Source organism: Aquibacillus albus (genome assembly GCF_016908325.1).
GTDB classification, from domain to species: Bacteria; Bacillota; Bacilli; order Bacillales; family Amphibacillaceae; genus Aquibacillus_A; species Aquibacillus_A albus.
The window spans coordinates 101,849-124,244 of the sequence record NZ_JAFBDR010000008.1; the positions used below are offsets into that span (position 1 = coordinate 101,849).

Consider the following 22,396-nt stretch of genomic DNA (forward strand, 5'->3'; position numbering starts at 1 on the left):
CACATATATATAAATACGAAAGGGTGGAACACATGCAATACAAGTTAAATCTGATTACATTCCTGTTTGTTAGCTTTTTACTCATTCTCACAGTGGGATGCTCGAGCGGTACAGCAGAAGCGACCGAGCCATCCGGCAACGACAACAACACAGAAGAAACAAGTGCACCAGAGGTAACAACCGAAGTCGTTTTCTGGCACTCCATGGGCGGAGTGAACGGAGAAACTTTAGAAGGCATGATTGAAGATTTTAATGATTCTCAGGATGACATTTTCGTCAAGCCTATTTTCCAAGGTGGCTATGCAGATAGTTTAACGAAATTAAAGACAAGCTTAAATTCTAATAGTGGACCAGCAATTATGCAGTCAAACTTCATCAGCAGCGGACCAATGATTGATACGAAAAAAATAGCACCAATCCAAGATTTCGTTGATTTAGAAAACTATGATTTATCACAATTAGATGGCAATGTATTAGGAGCTTACGAGATGGATGGCCAGCTTAACGCGATGCCATTCAACGCATCCACTTTACTTATGTATTACAACAAAGACATGTTTGAAGCAGCAGGTCTAGATCCAAACGACCCACCAGAAACGTATGAAGAAGTGAAAGCAGCTTCAGCCCAACTTTCAGGTGATGGAAAATACGGAGCATCCTTCGGGGTATCCTCCTACTATATTGAACAGTTCATTACTGTCCAAGGTGCAGAGCTCGTGGATAATGGAAATGGACGCGAAGGCCTTGCAACAAAATCTCTATTAAACACACAAGAAGCGGTCGACACCTATACGTGGTGGAAGGACATGGTCGATAGTGGCTATATGCTTAATCTGGGAACGAACGTAGCGGACACGCATCAAGCCTTTTTATCCGAGCAAGTAGGCATGACGCTTGGTTCAACCGCAGCATTAAAGAAGATGTTAAATGGAGCGGAAGGTAAATTTGAGGTAGGTACCGCATTTATCCCGCACCCAGAAGCAAAAACAGGTGAAGGCGGTGTATCAGTTGGTGGTGGAAGTTTATACATTATGAACAATAAACCAACGGAAGTACAGCAAGCAGCTTGGGAAGTGATCAAATATCTGATGGAACCAGAACAACAAGCACACTGGTACATCAATACCGGTTACTTCTCCATAAATAAGCTAGCGTACGACCTGCCTGAAGTTGTCGAAGCATTAGAACAGTTCCCGCAATTTACAACTGCACTGGAACAACTGGAAGTAGCACTGGAAAACAATGCAGGAAGTAACGCAGGAAAAGGACCGGTACTTGGTGTTTATCCAGATGCAAGAACCGTTACAACAGAAGCAATGGAGAAAGTATTGAATGATGCCCAAACACCAAAAGAAGCATTGGATGAAGCAGCCGAAGAAATAACGAAAAAAATTACCCGCTACAACGAGACAGTTCAATAGGAAAAGGGGTCTGACCCCTTTTCCCATTATTTAGGAGGTTATCGAATGGAAAATAATTTATCATTTTTTGGTGGCTTAGATACGGTTGGCGGTGTCCATCTTTTATTTGGTAGGGGAGAGACCGGTCTCTTATTTGATGCAGGTATCCAGCATGGTGGATTGTTTACCGCGCCATTCATTCATCTAAATGATCCTATGGCAAAGCCAATCCCAAGACGAGATATAAGACAATATCTATTAAATAGAATGGCGCCACCCATACTAAATCTCTATGACCCTAGCCTGCTTGGTTCCCTGACGAAAGCTGACCTTCAGCGCGTTTGGCCAGAGAAGCAACTTCCTAATTACAAAAATCACTATGTTTTTGTAAGCCACGTCCATCAAGACCATATCGCCTTAGTCCCGTTTTTAGATGAAAGCATCACCGTTTTTATGCACCAAGACGTTTATGCTAGCTACCAAGCGTTAGTTGCAGCGGGCTATTATTTCGGTACAAGAGCCAACATTGAAACGTTTGTTGATGGCCAAGTCATCGATCTGGGTGATTTCCAAATCCAACCGATTGAAACAGACCATAACGCTACTGGAACGTCTGGTTTTATTCTGAAAACAGAAGAACATAAGACGGCATTCACAGCTGATTGGCGCATCCAAGATAGATATCCAGGGCGAATGGAAAAATTTATTCAGACGTGCCAATCCGAAAAAATAGATGTCTTAATCACGGAAACGACACGCGTCAATAAGGAATCTCTGATTAATGAGGAAGCGGATCGTCTAGAATCCACTGTCATGTACGATTATAGCAGAATCATAGAAGAGGCTCCTGGACTCACTTATCTATACGCCTTACCGATGGACTTAGAACGTACAGCCGAAATCATTGCAAGAACGAAAGCAACCGGAAAAACATTAGTCATGGAAAAGAACATTGCTACCTTTTGGCATGAAGCAATCAAAAATGGCATAAGCGCGTTAGAGGGACATCCGTCCATAACAGACATGAGCACCATTAAAGTATTGGATACGATTCACAGCCTGCCTTACGAAACAGTTACCATCGACGATATCGTTACAGACAAAAGTAACTATGTGGTTCATTTGAGCTATCAATCGATTGCTTATATAACTGAATTCGAACGACTTGGTCAGCAGTCAAAATCTGTTTACATTCATGCCAACGCACCAGCGAAGCAACAGGTGATGCAAAAATGGCTGAAAGCATTTCGTATCAGCTATCACGACATTAGTAACAAAGGACATGCCACGCATCAGGAGATAACCAACTTAGTCGAGCGCATTCAACCAGGTGTTGTCATTCCGGTTCATGGCAGAACTCCATTCCTATTACAAACAAGAGGAGTCGCTAAGTATTTTCCAGAATACGGAGAAACAACAACATTAGCATCCATTTTAAGCAACCAACAATTAAAAGCTAGTTTTTAAAGGAGTAACTTTTCATGAAAGCAACGAGGAGAAGGTCAGAAATATTAAGGTTGATCGATCAGCATGGCACCGTCGCTGTTGATGATTTAATCCAACGCTATCAAGTATCAGAGGAAACAATACGAAGGGATTTACGAATACTAGATGAAAGCGGCTATGTGAAGCGCGTATATGGTGGAGCCGTCAAACTAGAAAAAACAACCCGCTATTTGCCATACGAAGATCGACTAACGATTCAATACAAGGAAAAAGAAGCGATTGGAAAAGAGAGTGCCCAATTATTAGAGGATGGGGACAGTGTGTTCGTTGATGGCCGAACAACCTGTCTCGTCTTCGCCAATCATATCCCAGCAGAACTAAATATTACGATTGTCACCAATTCTATTTTCATTGCCCACAATCTAATGGGCAAAAAAGGCAATCTAAACATCCACTTAGTCGGTGGAGCTCTCCATCCAGATGGAATATTAACCGGGCCAAAACTAATCCAAGAGCTACAGGGATACCGTTTCGATAAAGCATTCTTTTCATGTATCGGTGTAAACAGTAAAGGATCTTACTTTGCAAAAGCGGATGCCCAGCAGCTGGCACTTACCTTAAAAGAATTAAGCACAGAACTTATATTGTTAGCTGACTCATCGAAAATTGACCGCCTAGCATTCCTATCCGGATTAAAAATAGAACAATTCAGCTATATCATCACCGACGAATTCGCTCCAGTACACTTTGTGGATCAAGTACGCCGAACAACATGCAAGATTCAACTAGCAACAGTAGATCAGCAACATGCCATGGAGACACAGCATTTAATCAGATTAGTCAATAATGTAGATTAGTAAAAGGTGCCGCACTGATGCTGGCACCTTTTTGCTAACGTGGGTTCCGAACAGGGACTTGGAATTTATTTTGACTTATGCGAAGAAATCCCAGCTTTACTCTCACAAAATCAAATATATGCGCAAGCTTTTCAGAAATACTCACACGGATTTGGATATATGCGCTCCTTCAATCAGTCGCTAAAAGACATGATAGTTGTATAAAACGGTGATATAATAATCGTAAAGAGTAAAGGGTGGTGTATATTATGAAATGGTCAGAAGTTAGAAAAATGTACCCAAATCAATATGTTAAACTTAACATCATTGACTTTTACCTAGAAGATGATAAAAAGATTGTAACAGATGTTGCGTTAATTAATGTTATTGAAGATCCAAAATTAGCTACTAAAGAGTTGCTTAAATCTAAGGATGATACAATTGTTTATCATACAGGGGCAGAAAAAATTGTAATTGAGATGAGAAAAGCAATAGGTTTAAGAGGCATCAGGTTATGAAGTTAGACTTTGTGAATCATTTACTAGAAGTAGAAATGACTATTTCTTACAAAGGCAAAAAGAAAACAATAGATAAGCTTGTTATTGATACAGGTGCAGCTCATACTCTTATTTCATCTGATATTGTTGATGAGATAGGCATATACTTTGAAAATGGAGATCCTCTTGTAAGCTCTTATGGAATTGGCGGTGATGAGTATTCTTTCCGTAAACCAGTTGATTTTATCAAGCTTGGCAATTATGAAATTCCAGATATGAAATTAGACTTTGGCAATTTAGATGATTGGGGAATCAATGGACTAATAGGACTAGATATATTAATGAATGGACAGTTTATCATTGATTTAGGGAAATTAGAATTAATCCAAAATTAGTAGAGCAGATAAAACTATTAATACTGCGACTGCCATTTCTAGAAATTTTAAGATTAACATTATGGCTTGGGATAAATGCTATGATGTTATTTTTTATATTAATGTTTATGGTAATATTAGGATGTGGAGGGGAGTAACGAAAACAGAGTTCTTTTCTCGTTGGCCAGTAGGGTATCCAACATAGGCAACCTTTTAATTATTACTGTTTATTTAATCTTTCAATCTCTGCTTCAACATTAAAGACACGTTTATTTAGGACTTCCATTTTATGTTCAAGATTCTTATTCATCCGATCTAATAAAGCGGTTATATCTTGTGGCTGGCTTAGTTCGATACGATGAACAGCAGTTTTTATTTCTGTTATATCACTTTTCATTTGTTCTATATCATTTGTTATATCACTTTTCATTTGTTTAATATCATTTTTTAGATCATTTTGCCCACTTAAAAGCTGTCTCAACAGTTCTTCCATCTATCCAACCTCCATTTTAATATATTATAGCACAAATTTATAATTGAGGAATTAATATACTGGTCTCTCTATTTTAGCGTCATATTTTTAAGCTCGCCTATGAATAAAAATATAATTGCTAAAAAATTTAGCAATATCATCTTATACCTCTTAAACCTATTGCTTTTCTCATTTCAATTACGATTTCTTTCCTCTCTGCCATTTTGCTCATAAGTTGCTACATCGAGGAGAAACGGAGTACAGGATAAAACCTTTTTGCGGGTAATCGTTCTATGTCCTTTATACTCGGGACTGATGCCTTTTAAGGTTCAGCAGTCCCGAGCTTTTGTTATCATTTGTTTGTATTATAATCGTCATAACCATAATGACCGCCATGTCCGTGATGTCGGTCGTGATGATGGTCATGATCTTTATGAGGTCCATGATCTTTATGATCTTTATGGTGGTCATGATTGTCGTGACCATCAGAATCTGGAGGTCCAATGACTACTGATTCATCAATTGGCGCCACGATCTCCCCTAATTTTTTGCCATTGATATTATAAGCTTCTGTATAGACTTGTGGAGGTGTAAAGCGAAAGACATCGGATAATTCCGCGTTTTCCACTTGATCATTATCGAAGAAGAGATGCAGATGTACTTCTTTTGTGATAGGTGTTATCCAATGAAACCACCCCATTGGGATAAAAACTACTTTGCCGGGCGTCACTTCGTAGTGATGTAATTGTAGTGTGTCCGGATCAAGGATAGAGGTAATTGCTTTACCAGAAACACCAACATCCAGCTCCCAGGCGTTTGGATGCCAATGAGGTTCTCTAATATGTCCTTTTGTCATAAAGAGATCTACTAAAGATCCTCCTAACATTGCGGGTAACTGTGTGGAGGAGACCTCATACGCAATATTTTTATTATTTCTTTTAAAAAGAATGTTTTTCTCAATTTCAAATGAGAGATTTGGAGTTCCTGAACTTTTTTTAATATTTTTGTTACCAGTAACAAATCCGCCATTGTTAGACATTATTGTAACCCTGCCTTTCATAAGTTTTAAATGTAATATATAAAACAGAACACAAGACATTATATTGAAAGGACATTATATTCGTGCATTGTGGAACAAGCATAAAGGCTCTGTTAAAAAGGATCTATTCTAATCCAACCGAATTTTACGACAAACACAAGTGGATTTCCCCAGATTTCTCCGGTTATTCTTTGAAGCCATCACAAAAATAGAAACAAAATCCTATTCCAACCGCACAAACCGCTCCCCCTCATGTTCCCCCCAAAATATGAGCAGAAATCCTGGTTTTATTCTCACCGATTAAGATATATGTGCAAGTTCGCCGGGATTACTCTCACGAATGGCCAAAATATGAGTAGCAAATCTGGATTTATTCTCACTGATTAAGATTTATGTGCAACCTAATCGGATTTACTCTCACAAATCCACCATTTATGCGCACACCACCCGGGCACTTACGCTTTTGTTCCTGAAGGGCAGTTATTTTAACCTCGTATAGAAGTTATTTATGAAATGATTAAAAAAGTGATAAAATTGAAAATGTTTAAAAACTAAGCTCAGAACTAAATTGTTAGCTGATCGTGGATTTATTCTTACGGAATAGGGTTTATGCGCAGGGATCAAGGATTTATTCTTACGGAATAAGGTTTATGCGCAGAAATCAAGGAATTACTCTCACGGAATCCGGATTTATGTGCAGGAATCCTAGAAATACTTTCACTAATCCATACATATGCGCACCTCAACCAGCTTTACTCTCACAAATCCTCCATTTATGCGCACGCCTTGGCACACTTATTAACCCAACCATACTTTTCGACACTCGTTATAGGAAGAGACGAATGTCGAGTTTTTCTAATTAACACCTCGTTCTTTAAGAAACTCTAGGTGAAGCTTGGCTGTAATGATTTAAAGAGGTAATATATGTGCTAGTATAGAAAAAACAAGGCACTTCTAATATTAAGAGGTACCTTGTTTTTTATGAGGATCATGAATATATTTTTTAATAATTTTAATTATTACAAATTACCATTCTCCATATCTTCTTTAATGCTCTTCAACATATCTCTTGCTGATTTTCTAGGTAGTTTTCCTTTTTTTTAGCATTCATTTCTTCAACAGCATCTTTCAGGGACTCTGCAATATACTCTTTTTCTGATTTCACATCTACATTCAAATCTATTCCCATTTCTTTATCCCCTTTTTCACACATACATTTCACCAACCTTTTAGTAGTGGTAACAGTGTATGCCTATACTTTTCTTTATTATACTTTTTTTATGAAACAAAATCTATTCCAACCGCACAAACCGCTCCCCCTTATGTTCCTCCATCAACCGAACAAAACTTTCATGAAACCGCACATCACTCAGCGGCTTCACTTCCACATATACACCTGCCGCATGATTCGGGGTCACGCGCTCCAGAAATTCATCCACCGTTTCTTTCTCTTTAAAATAAGGCTGAAAATGTACTTTTACATATTGTAGATCTGTCCGTAAATAACGGGCATGCACCGTTTCAAATGCAACAATACTTCCTTCAGGGATTTCCTCATATGTCTCAAGCACCTGTTCGCGGGTCTCCTTATAATTCTGAGACGGGCTCAACATCAGATTGTAGCTGTCATAAATAACTGTCACATAAAAGGTAACCCCAAACAGCAGAACCAATGCATTCCTCCAGCGTACCCATCCAGATCCATCCAATTGCGCGATCCAGCTTGCAATGCCGAGCCAAAACATCATCGTTGCAGGCCCTAATAGACGAAAATTAAATGGATCAAACTGTGAGCTCCAGCGCATATATACAACAGCAACAAAATAAATACCGCCGACAAAGAAAAATAAAAATGGGATCAGCATCTCTTCACGATCAACGGAAAACAGCGCTCGTACATGACGCCAACGCACAAACAGCAGCACCGAAGCGACTAGCAGCACAATACTATAACTTAAAAACACGACACTGCTCGTCGTTAATACATTAAACTCCGCGACAAACCCGCGCCAGAACATCTCCCAAAATTCCTGAACCGTTTCAGGGCGGGGGATTCGTTCCATCCCGGTTGGCTGGCCTGTCTCACGGTAATTTTTCCATAAATAAACGCCAGCAAACACAATCGGAATTGAGCCGGCAATCCAGCACAGCAGCATTTGCTTCCACTGCCGCTCCGATAAAAAATAAAAGCCGACAAGTCCGACGATTCCAGCACCAATTAAGCCGATGTATCTTGCCAAAAATAAAAACAACCCTGCAAGCAGCAAATGCCACACGAATACAAGTCGATCTGTCGTCACATAACGTTCAATCGCATAGACGAGCCAAATCAGGCCAAAAATGAATGGAACCTCTGACCACGAATAGGCGAAAACCTCTGTTGATGTACTAATGAAAAACACGAGCGCCACAAGTGGTGCACGCTTACCGAACAGTCGATCGAGCAACACGAGGCACAACGCAAACATCAAACAGTTCACAATTTTCGATGCCCAAAACACATCAATACCTGGAATCCAAGCAACAGCAGCAATCATGAGCGGATATCCCGCGGGCCATGTCGCAAAATAGCCACTTAACCCAGGAATCAAATCCGTTGTCGTCATACCGTCACCAGCCAAGAAGTTCTCTGCTAGCTGCAGGTAATGAGCAGAATCAGAAGTCAAATAACCTTCAGGATCAAAATAGCTTTGCACAAAAAGATAACTACTATAAATAAAAAATAATAACACTAACATTGACGTACTAAGCCATGTTGATTCCCGGTCACGATCCAAGCTAAAACTACTTCTTCGCACAAACAAATTATCCACCGGCGATCAACTCCCAACCGTAAAACAGGACCAAACTACAAAGGAATCCCAACGCCAATCCACCAGCAATTTCAACCTTGCTATGGCCCATTCGTTCGCGAAGCACAACACGATCGGCACTGCCGTTTGTCAGCTGGTTGATGACACCTGCCTGCTTACCTACTGCAATCCGCAATCCGGTCGCATCAATCATCGTAATCACTAAAAAGGCAACGCCCAATCCAAACACGGCGGAAAACCAGCCCTCGCCAAATCCAATCAAAAATACCGTCGTTGAGACAGTCGATGTATGTGTACTTGGAAAACCGCCATTCCCCATATGATGGCGCGCATCCTTGCCATACTTAAAAAAATGAATCAAAAACTTTAAACAACCAGAAGCAACCCAACCAACAACCGGCGCCATAAAATAAGGCATTACCTATTCACCCTTTCTTCCCACAATGTCCACGCTGAGAGGACAACTGTCCACAAGAGGGGTCTGACCCCCTTACGCCACAGTGTCCGCGATACGCGCACAAATGTCCATGAAGGGGGTCAGACCCCTCTTCTCATTAGTGCGTTGCGTCTAAATAAAAAGACGAAGATTCCGATGATTACGCCGAACCAGAGGGTTACGAAGCGGATCAGTAGGGAGATTGTTACGGCGGCACTACCTGGTACGCCAAAATAGACGAGCAATCCTATAATACTCCCTTCCGCAGCGCCCAATCCACCTGGAATCATCGACAACGCACCGGCAATCGTCCCGAGGCTAAACGTTAAAATACTCGCCACCAACGATATATCAAACTGGAACGCCAGCAAAATCACATACAAGCTGATACATTCCAACAACCACGCCACAAAGCTAATCAAAAACGCAAAGCTCAATTTCCCTACCTGTAACAGCTGGAGCGTATGCTCGTAAAAGTAACGAATCGAATCCCGAAATCGTCTCAGCTTTTTCGGCCTCGTAAACCAATCAATCAACCGAAACAACATTGTCCTTCGCTGTAGCACGATAAAAAATAATACAATTAGGATAATCAATACAATAAAAGAAGTAAACCCCAACGGATACACCAACATCCCAATACCGACGAGCGCCATCATCGCAAGCACATCTGTTAACCGGTCATAAAAAATAACTGGAATCGAAGCAGCGTAGGGGACACGCGCTCTTTTCTCTAAATAATACGCCTTCAACAACTCCCCAGCTTTGCCTGGTGTAATTGACATCATCAAGCCAATGAAAAAAATCGCCATATTATCCTTCCATGAAATTGCGAAGTTCGACCACCGCGAAAAGGCATGCCACTTCCAAAACCGAAACAAATAACTAATAAAGGTCAAAACAAACGCCAGGAGCAATGCTTCCCCTGGCATCCGCCGAATCGTATCAAAAACCTCCTGCAAATCTGCAAAAAATAAAAAGACAGCGACGACGAGCACACCAAATACCAAGCCAGTTAACAGCTTTGGCAGCAATTGCTTCCCCGATTGCTCCATCATATATCCGTCCGTTTAAAAATTTTCTCTGGCAACAGCTTAATTATCGTCATAATAATCAACCAGAACCACGGCGTATACACAACTTCCCGACGCTTCACAATCCCGGCCTCAATATCCTGCGCCACCTTATCAGGATCAGCCAATAGTGGAGTAGGCTCGACCACACCATACGTCATCTTCGTATCGACCATTCCCGGCTTGATTGTCAGCACATGCACACCAGACTCATGCAGCCGATTCCGCAGCCCCTGCAAATAAACCGACAACCCAGCCTTCGTCGAACCATATATGTAATTACTCTTCCGACCGCGATCTCCAGCCACCGATGAAACCGCACAAATAAATCCAGACCGCTGCGCCTCGAAATAATTCGCAGCAATATTCAAAATCGACACCGCAGACGTATAATTGACATCAATCATCGTCCGCGCCAACGCAAAGGAATGCTCCGCCTGCTTCTGATCCTCCATCGCCCCATACATGAGCAACACCCCATCCAACGTACCGGCTTCCTGAACTACCTCATCAAAAAACACCTGATGTGACTCAAAATCCAGCGCATCAAACTGCTTTAACGATACATCTACCTGATGCCGAATCTCTATATCACTCTTCAACACCTCTAACTGAGACGTATCCCTACTCGTTAAAATAAACTGATTGTGCTTTCCATTAGCGGCAAGCTTCCTCACTGTAGCCTGCGCGATCGTAGCATTAGCCCCTAAAACAAGGATCGAACCCATAAACGAATCACTCCTTTATAAAATAAATGCGGTCGTGCTGCGCATTAATCAAGGATTCATGCGCATAACATGATTGAACTTGATAGTAAATCCCGGGAAGGTGCGCAAAACCATGCCGAAGTTGAGAGTAAACTCCGGAATAGTGCGCATAAACCTCCCAAAGTTGATAGTAAATCCCCGATCAGTGCGCATAACTCAGCCGAAGCTGAGAGTAAATCCCGAATCGGTGCGCATAACCGGCCGAAGTTGAGAATAAACCCCCGACCAGTGCGCATAACCTGGTCAAAGCTGAGAGTAAATCCTGGACCAGTGCGCATAACCTGGCCGAAGCTGAGAGTAAATCCCGAATCAGTGCGCAAAACCCAGTCGAAACTGAGAGTAAATCCCGGAACGGTGCGCATAACTCAGCAAAAGCTGAGAATAAATCCCGGAACGGTGCGCATAACCCCTCCAAAGCTGAGAATAAATCCCCGACCAGTGTGCAAAACCCAACCAAAGATGAGAGTAAACCCCGAATCGGTGCGCATAACTCGACCGAAGTTGAGAATAAATCCCCGATCAGTGCGCATAACCCGCTCAAAGCCGCGAGTAAATCCCGACCCAGCACTCACTCAATCGCAGCGCCGCACCCAAATCCACGCACTCACCTAGTCAATCCCAACCGCCGCGACATCGACGAGCTAAACAAATGCTCGGGATCGACGTTATCCTTAATCTCCTTAAACTGCTCCCACGTCGGGTACATCTCCTGGAACGTTGCGCGCTCCAAGGTAGAGTCCTTCGCTAAGTAAACGCGCCCGCCATACTCTAGCACCAGCTGATCCAGCTCGCGCAAAAACGGGAACAACCCGTCATCCTTAATCGGAATATCCAGTGCGAGCGTGTATCCCTCAACTGGGAATGACAGCAAACCACCGTTCCACGGGCCGGAGCTCTTCAGCACTGCCAGGAACGAGGACCGCCGAGCATCACTGAGCATCGTCAGCATTCGGCGCAGGCCTTCCTTCGGGTTATTATCCTTTGGAAAGACCGCCTGATACTGGACGAAGCCTTTCTTCCCATATAATTTATTCCAATCCTTTATCGCGTCCAATGGGTGAAAGAACGACGATTGCTCAACTAATTTCGTTTCATTTTTATACGATGCGTAATAAAATTTATTAAATGCAGAGATACTCCAATAATTTAGCGCGATACCCGGCGCGTGCACAGGCATTTTCACTTTAAATTTATTCGCTGGCTGTAGTGGCTCTTTGACCGTCGCAGGAAGATCTCCCAACCGAGCGTGATCTCCGCGCATCAGCACCGACCTGCCGAGTGAATCGCCCGACGCTAGACAGTCAATCCATGCGACCGAGTACTTGTAATCGGCATCCGCAGCAAATTTATCAAACGCTTGATCTAAATTTTCCGCCTTTTCATAGCTGACATTCATATAAGCGGTTTCCACTCGAATCAATCGAAAAGTCGCACGCAAAATGAACCCGGTTAATCCAATCCCGCCAATCGTTGCCCAAAACACATCGGCATTCATTTCGCGGCTGCACGGGATTACTTCACCGGAAGCAGTCAGTAAATCAAACGTTTGAACAAATTCTGAAAACGTCCCATCGACATGATGATTTTTGCCGTGGATGTCATTGGCGATCGCACCCCCAACGGTCACGAGCTTCGTACCGGGAGTCACCGGCAAGTAATAACCACGTGGCAAAAACACATCAATAATTTCTTTAAACGTTACCCCGGCTTCACACGTCAATAGCCCAGTCGCTTCATCGAATCCGAGCATATGATTGAAACGGTCGGTTCGAATCACACCTGCATCTTTATTTAATGGCGTATCACCGTAGCTGCGCCCCAATCCATAGGCAATATAGTTCGGCGCATCGTGTGAACGTAAAATTTCGGACAGCTCAGACATCTGCTCTGGCCGATAGACATAACCAGGCTCGACCGGAAAATTGCCCCAGCCGGCGATCTTTTTCCATATTGATTTCGCCATGACAACATCGCTTCCTTTCCTTATAAAACAAAAATCTATTCAAAAATCGTAAAAATCACAACAACAGCTAGTGCATATAGGAGAACGGTGAACAAAATATGCTTGTCTTCAAACAGGACCTTCTCCGGTGCACCGCCTTTTTTCTCGACATGGATCAGATAGAGGTAGCGGAACATGCCGTAAATCACAAATGGAATCGTCCACATCAAATGAATTGTATGCCCTGATGTGAACGTAAATACCGCATAGCTGACAATTGTAGCTGCCGTAACGACACTCGTCATTTGATCAAGCAAAGCCATCGAGTAATCATCCAATACCTTGCGCTGCGAGTTCGAGCTTGTGTTGTCTAACACCAACGACAGCTCATGCCTGCGTTTTCCAATCGCTAAAAATAACGACAACAACATCGCGCATAGCAAAAACCACGGCGTGAACGGAACCTCGATAATCGTTGCACCGCCAATCGCCCGTAACACGAAGCCAGCAGCAATGATCATAATATCGATAATCACGACATGCTTAAGCCGAAAGCTATACAGCAAATTCATGACAAAATAAATCAACAGTACCGCAAAGTAAATTTTATTTAATAGGAAAGAACTGCCGAGCGCCACCACGAGCAAGATAGCACATACACTTAACGCGAGTCTCGGATTAAGCGCCCCTGATGCCATTGGCCGGTGGCGCTTTTCGGGATGGTGCTGGTCAGCTTCCCGATCGTTGTAATCATTAATAATGTAAATACTACTTGCAATCATGCAAAACGTCACAAACCCATAAATCGATAAAAGAATCGCTTCTATATTTGTTAATTGAAATGAAAATAGTAGCGCTGCAAACAGGAGCACATTTTTCGCCCACTGTCTCGGGCGGAGCTGCGTCCACAGGGCTGCTATTGTTGATTGTGCAACCAATAAAATTCCCCCAACCTGACAAATCTCCACTAATTATAGCATGAAAATATTAGTAAATTCAGCCAAAATATGTGACCGGATTCACAATACGAAAATTATTAGTAAATTTTGTAACAATTTCTCTATTATTCTCGACTAATTAAATGGTAAAATACAAAAATAGGGGTCAAAAAAGAGAAGCAACGACCGAATAGTTGTAAGTGGGAAATAAATAAGTGAAATAGGGGAAAGGGAATGGACTTAGCAAAAGCTGCGCATAAGTTGATCAGCGCCGCACTTCTGCCGGAGCGCTGAACTCGACTAGAGCACCCACTGCACCAAAGCGGCTCGAACTAGAGACAGCACCCTACAATACCCACAATTTTCTGCTTGCAAGAAATAGATCAAGATGTATATGCTAGAAACTATGTAACAAAAAACGCGTGCGCATCCACCATAATGGGTGCACTGCTCGCATTACTTATACCTGGAGTGAACGTTATGAATAGTCAAAAGAATTTCATCGTATTTATTATCGCAACCATTGCTGTTCTAGGAATTGGACTCATCTTACCTCCATTCATTGCCCTCGGCTTATCAACAGCCTTCTTTGCAGGGATTGCTTGGTGGAAGCCGAAATGGGTAATTCCGCTACTAATTATTTATTTCCCGTTTCGACCATTTTTAGTAGAAATTAATGAAGGGTTAAAATATGCTGGAGACTTAGCAATCTTCTTGCTCGTCCTCGTGTTCCTACTATCGGCGATCCGCAAGAAACAATGGAAATCTATTTTCCAGCTCGAAATCTATGAATGGGCTTATATCCTATTTTGCGTCGTCGGAGCGATTGCCGCACTAATCACTGGTGTATCTCTAACAGCAATCATCTTCCAGCTGCGCAAATTCCTAACGATGTATTTATTGTTTTATGCAGTGAAGCGACTAGGGTGGAATAAGCAAGACCTCATCCTAAATGCAAAAGTCATCGTCGGCGTTGGGATTGTCCAAAGCCTTCATGGATATATTGAAAAATTATCACAACGGAACTGGCTGTTGCCACAAGCATGGGAGGAAATGTTCGTATCTCCTGCCAATGCTGATCGCATTTACGGCCTAATCGGAAACCCAAATTCAATGGGAATGTTCATGGTTGTCGCGATTGCCGCAACCTTCATGCTGTTACGCGTAACGAAACAAAACATTTGGTACGTGCCACTAGCAATGTTTATCGGAACGATGCTACTAACCTTCTCACGTGGAACCTTGCTAGGCGTGCTTGTTGCAGGAACGTTATATCTTATTCTATCGAAAAATTTACGCATCTTAAAACAGCTTGCCATCGCAGGTGCAGCTGGATTCATACTCGTCTATCTACCAGTTGACTACGGAGACCAATTCTTAGAAAGCTCCGTCGAACAAAGCTCTGGAGTAAAGCAAGGACCAGATGACAACGAGGAAGAAGAAGGGCGCAACCGTTTTACGGATATGGATGATCAAGAATTAGCTCGAAGCGCCAGCAGTGGTCGAATCTTTTTCGTTAAAAAAGGATTAGAGATCTTCATGGATTACCCAGTCATCGGAACTGGATTCGGTACGTTCGGTGATTCGGCTGCACTGGTATACTCTTCGCCAATTTATGCAGACTATGGCTTAGAGGATATTTACTATTATTTAGGAAAAGATTTTTATTCGGATAACCAATATATACAAATTATCGTGCAAACAGGAACGATCGGCGTCATTTTATTTGCGTTGTTCCTATTAAACATGGTGTACCGTATGTGGACGCTTCGCGCCACCCATCCAAGCATCGCCAACACCGCGATCGCTCTTTGGATGTTCACCTGTGTTGTCGGATTCGTTTACAACGTATGGGAAAACCAAGTGTTCCCGATGTTCTTATTCGCACTGATTGCCTGGGTCGAAACGATTAAAAAAGGAAAAACCGTCTCCGTACCAGGGGATTCAAACTAAAATCATTAAAATAAGGTCCAATTAACTGCGCAAAACCGGTTGAAAGTTGAGAGTAAACACGAAGAAGTTGCTCAAAACCGAGTTAAAGTTGAGAATAAATCCCGGAAAGCTGCTCATAACTGTCTCAAAGTTGCGAGTAAACTCGGGGAAATTGCTCATAACTGTCTCAAAGTTGAGAGTAAATCCCAGAAAGCTGCGCATAACCGGGCCAAAGTTAAGAATAAATCTCGGAACGTTGCGCAAAACCGGCTCAAAATTGAACTGATAACAAACTAGATTGCGGAAACAAATAACTCCGCCCACTTATCATTAGATTCTCAAAGGAGAGAAACATGAACATGGAAAAATTATGCGTCATCGGCTTAGGATATATAGGATTACCTACATCGATTATGTTCGCCAAGCATGGCTTTCAAGTCCATGGTGTCGATGTCAATCAGCAAGTCATTGAAAAATTAACGAATAAAGAATTACACATCGAAGAACCAGGACTACAGGAAGCACTAGAAGAAGTAGTCGATGCTGGAAAATTAACGTTTGCTAAAACACCAGTAGAATCGGACGTCTTTATCGTTGCTGTACCTTCCCCAATTACAGAGGAAAAAACAGCGAACCTTGATTACGTCCGTGCTGGTACAGAAGCAATCGTGCCATTTGTGAAAAAAGGAGACCTCGTTATCCTAGAATCAACCGTCCCACCACGTACGGTAGAGGACGTGATGATGCCGATTCTAGAAAAAACTGGCCTCAACCTCAATGAAGAGCTATACATTGCCCACTCACCAGAGCGTGTGATTCCAGGCAAGATCTTTCAAGAGCTTGAGGAAAACGACCGCATCGTCGGCGGCATTAATGAAAAATCAAGTGAACTAACGAAACAGCTATACAAATCATTCGTAAAAGGTGACATCCACCTGACCGATGCAACAACAGCAGAAATGGTAAAGGTAATTGAAAATACGTATCGTGACGTTAACATCGCCTTTGCGAATGAGCTTGCTAAAATTAGTGACAAAATCGGTGTCAATGCGTGGGAAGCGATTAAGCTTGCCAATTATCATCCACGTGTAAACATTCACCAGCCAGGTCCTGGTGTTGGTGGGCACTGTATCGCGGTTGATCCATGGTTTCTTGCTGAATTGCAGCCTGACCTTGCAAACATGATTACACTCGCACGGAACACAAACGACGGTATGCCAGCATACACCGTGGAACGCATTCAGCAAATCATCGAAGAGCACAATCTCGTTCAACCAACCGTTGCATTGCTTGGCTTGTCGTTCAAAGGAAATGTAGATGACATGCGCGAAAGTCCATCCTTAACAATTATGGAACATTTAAATAGGAAGAATATCGATTATAAAGTGTTTGATCCACACATTAAAGATGTCCGTGTGCCACATCAAGTACTCCAATTAGATGAGGTTATTCAAGATGCAGACATCGCCGTCATCTTAACGGATCATAAAGTATTCCAAACGTACGATCCAAACGAAGTAAAACAATTCATGAAAGAAAGCATCATCTTTGATACGAAAAATTGCATCGATGAAGCCGCGTGGCGCGATGCAGGTTTTAATTACATTCGTCTTGGAGATGCTAAAAACAGGTGATATCGATGGCAAACAAAGAAACAATACTAGGTGTCGATGTGTCCAATGAGACATACGACAGCATTACGAAACAATTATTCTATAATATAGAAGAAAAAAAACAATCCTTTATTGTAGCGGTCAATCCAGAGAAGATCATGAAGGCCTCTAAAGACCCGCAATTAAGGGAACTGATTAATAGTGCCGATTATCAAATTCCCGATGGGGTGGGCGTCCTGATTGCTTCGAAGCTTCAGGGCGGCTCTATTTCCAATCGGATTACCGGCATCGATTTAATGAATGCTTTAATAGAAGAAGCAGAGAAACAAGGGAAACGCGTCTTTCTGTATGGTGGGAAACCAGGAGTTGCAGAAGTAGCTGCCAAAAGATTGAAAGAAACCTATCCCAATCTATGCCTAGCTGGAATTCTTGATGGCTATCAAAAGGATAATGATAAAATCATAGACACAATTAATGATGCAAACGCAGATCTATTATTTGTCGCAATGGGGAGCCCAAGACAAGAGGAATGGATCCGGGCTAATAGAGAGCAATTAAATGTGTCTGTCTTCCAAGGAGTGGGCGGGTCATTTGATGTACTAGCAGGAAATATTAAACGAGCACCAGGAATTTTCCGTAAGTTTGGATTAGAATGGTTGTATCGATTAATCGTTGAACCATGGCGTTGGAAGCGGCAATTGGCACTACCAAGATTCCTTGTCCAAGTGATTACAAAAAAGTAACAAAGATTAGTTCTAATTGAGTAGTGACATCATATATTAGACAGGGTACATTGAGTAGAGGGAATCTATTTTACCAAAACTGGAAAAACTTACTCACATGAAAACACTATCATTTGCTTGTAATTTAGTCTCAGTTTCTAGTAAAATAAGAATCACCGAAGTAATTATTGGTTATCAATCGTAGCACTAAATCTTACATATCGTTGAACTAGTATTCTAGTGAAGAAATATTGCAATTATATTACAAATACACAAATTACTAGAAATAGTTGACAAATCATGCCATAATTCTCTATACTAATCATGTGCCAATAGTTTACTAGGGGAATTACTATTTTCCTAGGCTTACATATATTGGGTTTGCCAGAAAATAGTGCAATAAATTTATAAGTTTTTACTAAGGGAGGATAAAGATTTATGAGTCAGAACAAATTTCGCAAAATCACTGCTTCATCAATCGCGGCAACAGCGGCTTTAGCAGCAGTTGCACCGGCAGCAGTATCTGCTGATGAAGTAGTAGAATTCTCAGATGTAGCTGAGTCAAATTCACACTACCCAGCAATTACTACACTAGCAACTGAAGGAATCATTGCTGGATACCCAGATGGTACTTATAAGCCAGGGAACGAATTAACACGTGCTAATGCAGCGGTACTATTCGCTGGAGCACTAGATCTTGAATTACCAGCAGCAGCAGCTGTTGAAGGTTACTTCACAGATATTGATGCTAGCCATACTTATGCTGCACAAATCGCTGCAGTTGCAGAAGCTGAAATCTTCGTAGGTTCTAACGGAGAATTCGGATCTAGCGACGTATTAACTCGTGCGCAAATGGCTTCTACAATCGTTAACGCTTTTGGTCTTGAAGACAATGGCGAAGACGTAGACGTTTACCTTGATAATGTACCAGAAACACACAAAGAAAGTGTTAAAATTCTAGTACAACAAGGAATCACTAACCAAACTGGTGACTTCCGTCCAAGCGAAGCTGTAACTCGTGGACAGTTCGCAACATTCTTGTTCAAAGCTCTTGGACTTGAAGACGTAACTGCACAGCCGGAAGGACCAGCTGTAGAAGACGTTGAAGTTAGCGGATTGAAGCAAATTAAAGTTTCACTTACTGGCGATGTTGACTTGGAAGCAGCTGGTGAAGTTGACAACTATACATTAGTAGACGAAGATGACAACGAAATTGATCTTGCAGATGTTGATGTTCCTGAAGCAAGCACTTCTTCAAATCACATCGTGGTAACACTAACTCTTGAAGAAGATGTTGAAAACCAAACAAACGCAACTCTTACGGTTGATAAAGCTGTAACAGGTGAAGAGTTCACACAAGATGTTGAATTCTTTGACACAACTATTCCAGAAGTTACTAATGTTTCTGTTGTTGGTAAAGCGACAGTTAAAGTTTCCTTTACTGAATCAATGGATTTCGGAACATTAGATTCTGACGGGTATGTAACAGATAGTAACATTCGCAAGGCGTTTGAATTAAATGATGGTTCTGTATTCGTTAAGGACGTAAAAGTTCTTAAGAATGGTACAGAAGCAAATGTTGAATACTACTCAGATCTTGAAGAAGGAACTAATTCATTATCAGTGGGTAAAGAAGTTAAAGACTATGCAGGATATGTAGTATCTGCTGGTGACTTTGAATTTGATGTTGTAGAAGATACAGAAGCTCCTCAACTAGTTGCAGTTAAAAATGTTACTGCTCTAAAAGCAACACTTGTATTTGATGAAGACATCAATGATGATTTAGACACATCTGATTTCTACCATACAAACACAAGTAACACAGTGGATTCAATTGAAGAAGTTGATGGAAATGAAGTTACTGTTAAGTGGGATGACGATCATGCACTTCCAAACGGAACTGCTTACATCTATGTAAAAGCAGAAGGTGTTCAAGATCTATGGGAAAATGAAAATGATCAATTACTCCGCATCTCAGCAGATGTAACAGTAGACGAAGACGCTCCAGAAATTACAGCGATTGAAGCTGATGGCGAAGATGCTATTTTAGTTACTTATGACGAGGAAGTATCTGATTCAGCGCTAGATGAAGATAACTACACTCTTTTCGATGAAGATGGAGAAGAAGTAGATATTGATAGTGTAGAAGTTGAGGATGAAGACGACAACCAATATAGAATAGTATTAGAAGAACCTACTACTGGAGACTTCACTCTTGAAGTTGATGGTGTTGAAGACATCTATGGAAATGCTATTGATGAAGAAACTTTAAGTGTTACTATCACAGATAGTAGTGCGCCATCAATTAGTGACTTTACATCTAAACTATATGAAGATGGAGAAATCCAAGAATTGGTTATTACTTTTGACGGCGAAAAAATGGCGACAACTGGTAAATACTCAGTTCTAGATCTTGATAAGTATAGAGTAGACTTAGATGGTTTAGACGGTAATTCGGATGAGTGGAAAACACTTTCTGATTTAGATGGAATTAAAATTGTTGCACTTGATAACGGTGAGCAAGTTAAAATCACTCTAGATACTGAAGAAGCTGGATATGAATTTGTAGCAGATGAAGATGACAGTATTGAGTTAGCTCGTGTAGCTGATGCTTCTGGAAATGCAACTTCTGAATTAAGTGGAACATTTGACATTGATGAAGAAGGTACAGTTGGATTAGATTCCGATGATCCAGTGAGAGCAATTTCTAAGAACGAAGTTGAAATTGAATTGGATGGTAAAATTACTGAACTTGATGAAGACGACTTCAGAGTATATTATGGTTCAGATAATACAGATGAAATCGAAATTACAGGAAAGAGTTTAGATAATTCTGGTTCTAACTCAGTAATTACTTTCACTTTAGCTGAAGATTTAGATACGGATGCAACTTACAATAGTGAAACAGTTCGTGTTGTATCTGAAACTTCATTAGGCGGATCTTATGAGGGTGAAACAGTAAATCAATTTGGTGAACAAGTTGAATTCTCAGCAGAAGTTGTTGCTGATCAATTAGCTCCTGAACTTCATTCAGATTTACTAAATGATGATGATGATTACGAAGTTAGAGTTGCTCATGATGACACTGATGACGTAACTGAATTCGAATTAAAATTCACTGAAGACTTAGAAGCTTCATCATCTGCAGCAGCTGCTGGACTTGCTTTCGATGTTGAAGGGTATGAGTTCACGACAGCGTCTGAAGCTGATCTTGAAGAAGGTGAATTCACAATTGCTATCGACGGTGCTACAGTACGAGTTTATGTTTACACTGAAGATACTGATGAAGAATTCGAAATTAATCTAGATCCTACTAGATTCCTTGTAGACGGAGATGGTAACGAAGCTACATTCCAAGAAACTGTTACTGTTGAAGTTTATGATGAAGAGTAAAAATATTTGTAGTTAAATTTAAGGAGGATACCCTATTTAGGGTATCCTCTTTCTTATGAAGTTATTTATTAGAGTAAGTTGCAAGGAAGACTATCATTGATATTCAAGTATTCAGGAAAAAGGAAAATGCCAGAATTATATTAGGTAAGTTAATAGTTTGTGCTATAATTAAAATTAATTCATTCATAATTATTTACGAGGGAGAAATTACTTAATATGAAAAGGATACTTCTAAACTATAGCTTCTTAATTATTCTTTTATTAACTTTAGGTGCATGTGGAAATTCCGCTGATGAAAGATTACTTGCGGAAGATAATAACCAAAAGGACATTACGAATACTATAATTTTTGGTGAAAAAACTGGTGATACATCTATAAAGGCAAGAAATTTATTTGAAATTGGAGAAGAAACACATTTCCTTGTTACTGCAGAGGATGAATTTGGGATTGAGCAAGTATTAATTACGCTTAATAAAGCCAAGGATGAAAAATGGTCAAAAATAACTGAATCAGAGCTGGAAGTCCATCCAGATGCAAAGCAGTTTATGAACGGTTTTCCAGGATCTACTTTTGAAACACTAGGCACTGGGGCGTATCAATTAAAAGTTACGATTGATAAAGACCGTACGCTTACTGGTGAGTTTATCATTGAGGAAAAAGGAGACTAGTTTTGGAAACAATTTTTACCTTTTACAGGAAATT

19 protein-coding genes are annotated in these 22,396 nt (G+C 41.1%); 10 read left to right on the plus strand and 9 right to left on the minus strand.

Translation table 11 applies throughout. The features are described 5' to 3' along the window. Positions 1 to 32: 32 nt before the first annotated feature. The 5 genes from JOC48_RS08975 to JOC48_RS08995 all read left to right on the plus strand — a co-directional run bounded on the left by JOC48_RS08975 (position 33) and on the right by JOC48_RS08995 (position 4,574). Positions 33 to 1,421, plus strand: a complete 1,389-nt coding sequence (locus JOC48_RS08975) for an ABC transporter substrate-binding protein (protein ID WP_204498875.1) — start codon at positions 33 to 35, stop codon at positions 1,419 to 1,421. Positions 1,422 to 1,466: 45 nt separating this feature from the next. Continuing rightward, positions 1,467 to 2,867: an MBL fold metallo-hydrolase gene (locus JOC48_RS08980; RefSeq protein WP_204498878.1), complete on the plus strand. Its 1,401-nt coding sequence runs from the start codon at positions 1,467 to 1,469 to the stop codon at positions 2,865 to 2,867. Between the two features lie 14 nt (positions 2,868 to 2,881). Then, positions 2,882 to 3,703, plus strand: a complete 822-nt coding sequence (locus JOC48_RS08985) for a DeoR/GlpR family DNA-binding transcription regulator (RefSeq protein WP_204498879.1) — start codon at positions 2,882 to 2,884, stop codon at positions 3,701 to 3,703. A gap of 248 nt (positions 3,704 to 3,951) precedes the next feature. Further along, positions 3,952 to 4,200: a hypothetical protein gene (locus JOC48_RS08990; protein ID WP_204498880.1), complete on the plus strand. Its 249-nt coding sequence runs from the start codon at positions 3,952 to 3,954 to the stop codon at positions 4,198 to 4,200. After that, on the plus strand, positions 4,197 to 4,574 hold the full coding sequence (locus JOC48_RS08995) for a retropepsin-like aspartic protease (protein WP_204498881.1): 378 nt from the start codon (positions 4,197 to 4,199) through the stop codon (positions 4,572 to 4,574). Before JOC48_RS08990 ends, JOC48_RS08995 begins: the two co-directional genes overlap by 4 nt. 199 nt (positions 4,575 to 4,773) lie before the next feature. Here the strand turns inward: JOC48_RS08995 and JOC48_RS09000 are convergent, their stop codons facing one another. The 9 genes from JOC48_RS09000 to JOC48_RS09035 all read right to left on the minus strand — a co-directional run bounded on the left by JOC48_RS09000 (position 4,774) and on the right by JOC48_RS09035 (position 14,033). Next, positions 4,774 to 5,046 carry a hypothetical protein gene (locus JOC48_RS09000; protein WP_204498882.1) on the minus strand — a complete coding sequence of 91 codons (273 nt, stop codon included), beginning with the start codon at positions 5,044 to 5,046 and terminating at the stop codon, positions 4,774 to 4,776. Between the two features lie 331 nt (positions 5,047 to 5,377). Beyond that, positions 5,378 to 6,064, minus strand: coding sequence for a cupin domain-containing protein (locus JOC48_RS09005; RefSeq protein ID WP_204498885.1), 687 nt, complete (start codon positions 6,062 to 6,064; stop codon positions 5,378 to 5,380). 1,057 nt (positions 6,065 to 7,121) lie between these two features. Beyond that, positions 7,122 to 7,253: a hypothetical protein gene (locus tag JOC48_RS21515; RefSeq protein ID WP_275580732.1), complete on the minus strand. Its 132-nt coding sequence runs from the start codon at positions 7,251 to 7,253 to the stop codon at positions 7,122 to 7,124. Between the two features lie 103 nt (positions 7,254 to 7,356). Further along, positions 7,357 to 8,877, minus strand: coding sequence for a hypothetical protein (locus tag JOC48_RS09010; protein ID WP_204498887.1), 1,521 nt, complete (start codon positions 8,875 to 8,877; stop codon positions 7,357 to 7,359). Then, positions 8,870 to 9,295, minus strand: coding sequence for a divergent PAP2 family protein (locus JOC48_RS09015; RefSeq protein ID WP_204498889.1), 426 nt, complete (start codon positions 9,293 to 9,295; stop codon positions 8,870 to 8,872). Before JOC48_RS09015 ends, JOC48_RS09010 begins: the two co-directional genes overlap by 8 nt. Positions 9,296 to 9,414: 119 nt before the next feature. After that, positions 9,415 to 10,368, minus strand: a complete 954-nt coding sequence (locus JOC48_RS09020) for a lysylphosphatidylglycerol synthase transmembrane domain-containing protein (protein ID WP_204498892.1) — start codon at positions 10,366 to 10,368, stop codon at positions 9,415 to 9,417. Beyond that, complete coding sequence (locus JOC48_RS09025) at positions 10,368 to 11,114, minus strand: SDR family oxidoreductase (protein ID WP_204498894.1); 747 nt, start codon at positions 11,112 to 11,114, stop codon at positions 10,368 to 10,370. Before JOC48_RS09025 ends, JOC48_RS09020 begins: the two co-directional genes overlap by 1 nt. Before the next feature lie 643 nt (positions 11,115 to 11,757). Then, the gene (locus JOC48_RS09030; RefSeq protein ID WP_239584275.1) at positions 11,758 to 13,116 is read right to left on the minus strand and encodes an FAD-binding oxidoreductase; all 1,359 of its coding nucleotides are present in this window, start codon (positions 13,114 to 13,116) and stop codon (positions 11,758 to 11,760) included. A gap of 35 nt (positions 13,117 to 13,151) precedes the next feature. Beyond that, positions 13,152 to 14,033 carry a decaprenyl-phosphate phosphoribosyltransferase gene (locus JOC48_RS09035; RefSeq protein WP_239584276.1) on the minus strand — a complete coding sequence of 294 codons (882 nt, stop codon included), beginning with the start codon at positions 14,031 to 14,033 and terminating at the stop codon, positions 13,152 to 13,154. Between the two features lie 480 nt (positions 14,034 to 14,513). On the opposite strand from JOC48_RS09035, the gene JOC48_RS09040 reads away from it, so the two are divergent. The 5 genes from JOC48_RS09040 (at position 14,514) to JOC48_RS09060 (ending at position 22,362) form a co-directional block, all read left to right on the plus strand. Further along, entirely contained in the window at positions 14,514 to 15,986 is a 1,473-nt protein-coding gene (locus JOC48_RS09040) for an O-antigen ligase family protein (protein ID WP_204498896.1), read from the plus strand. A gap of 338 nt (positions 15,987 to 16,324) precedes the next feature. Further along, positions 16,325 to 17,599: a nucleotide sugar dehydrogenase gene (locus tag JOC48_RS09045; protein WP_204498899.1), complete on the plus strand. Its 1,275-nt coding sequence runs from the start codon at positions 16,325 to 16,327 to the stop codon at positions 17,597 to 17,599. Between the two features lie 5 nt (positions 17,600 to 17,604). Further along, the gene (locus tag JOC48_RS09050) at positions 17,605 to 18,321 is read left to right on the plus strand and encodes a WecB/TagA/CpsF family glycosyltransferase (RefSeq protein ID WP_204498902.1); all 717 of its coding nucleotides are present in this window, start codon (positions 17,605 to 17,607) and stop codon (positions 18,319 to 18,321) included. A 417-nt stretch (positions 18,322 to 18,738) separates the two neighbouring features. Beyond that, positions 18,739 to 21,693: an S-layer homology domain-containing protein gene (locus tag JOC48_RS09055; RefSeq protein WP_204498903.1), complete on the plus strand. Its 2,955-nt coding sequence runs from the start codon at positions 18,739 to 18,741 to the stop codon at positions 21,691 to 21,693. 216 nt (positions 21,694 to 21,909) lie between these two features. Beyond that, on the plus strand, positions 21,910 to 22,362 hold the full coding sequence (locus JOC48_RS09060) for a hypothetical protein (protein WP_204498904.1): 453 nt from the start codon (positions 21,910 to 21,912) through the stop codon (positions 22,360 to 22,362). Positions 22,363 to 22,396: the final 34 nt, after the last annotated feature.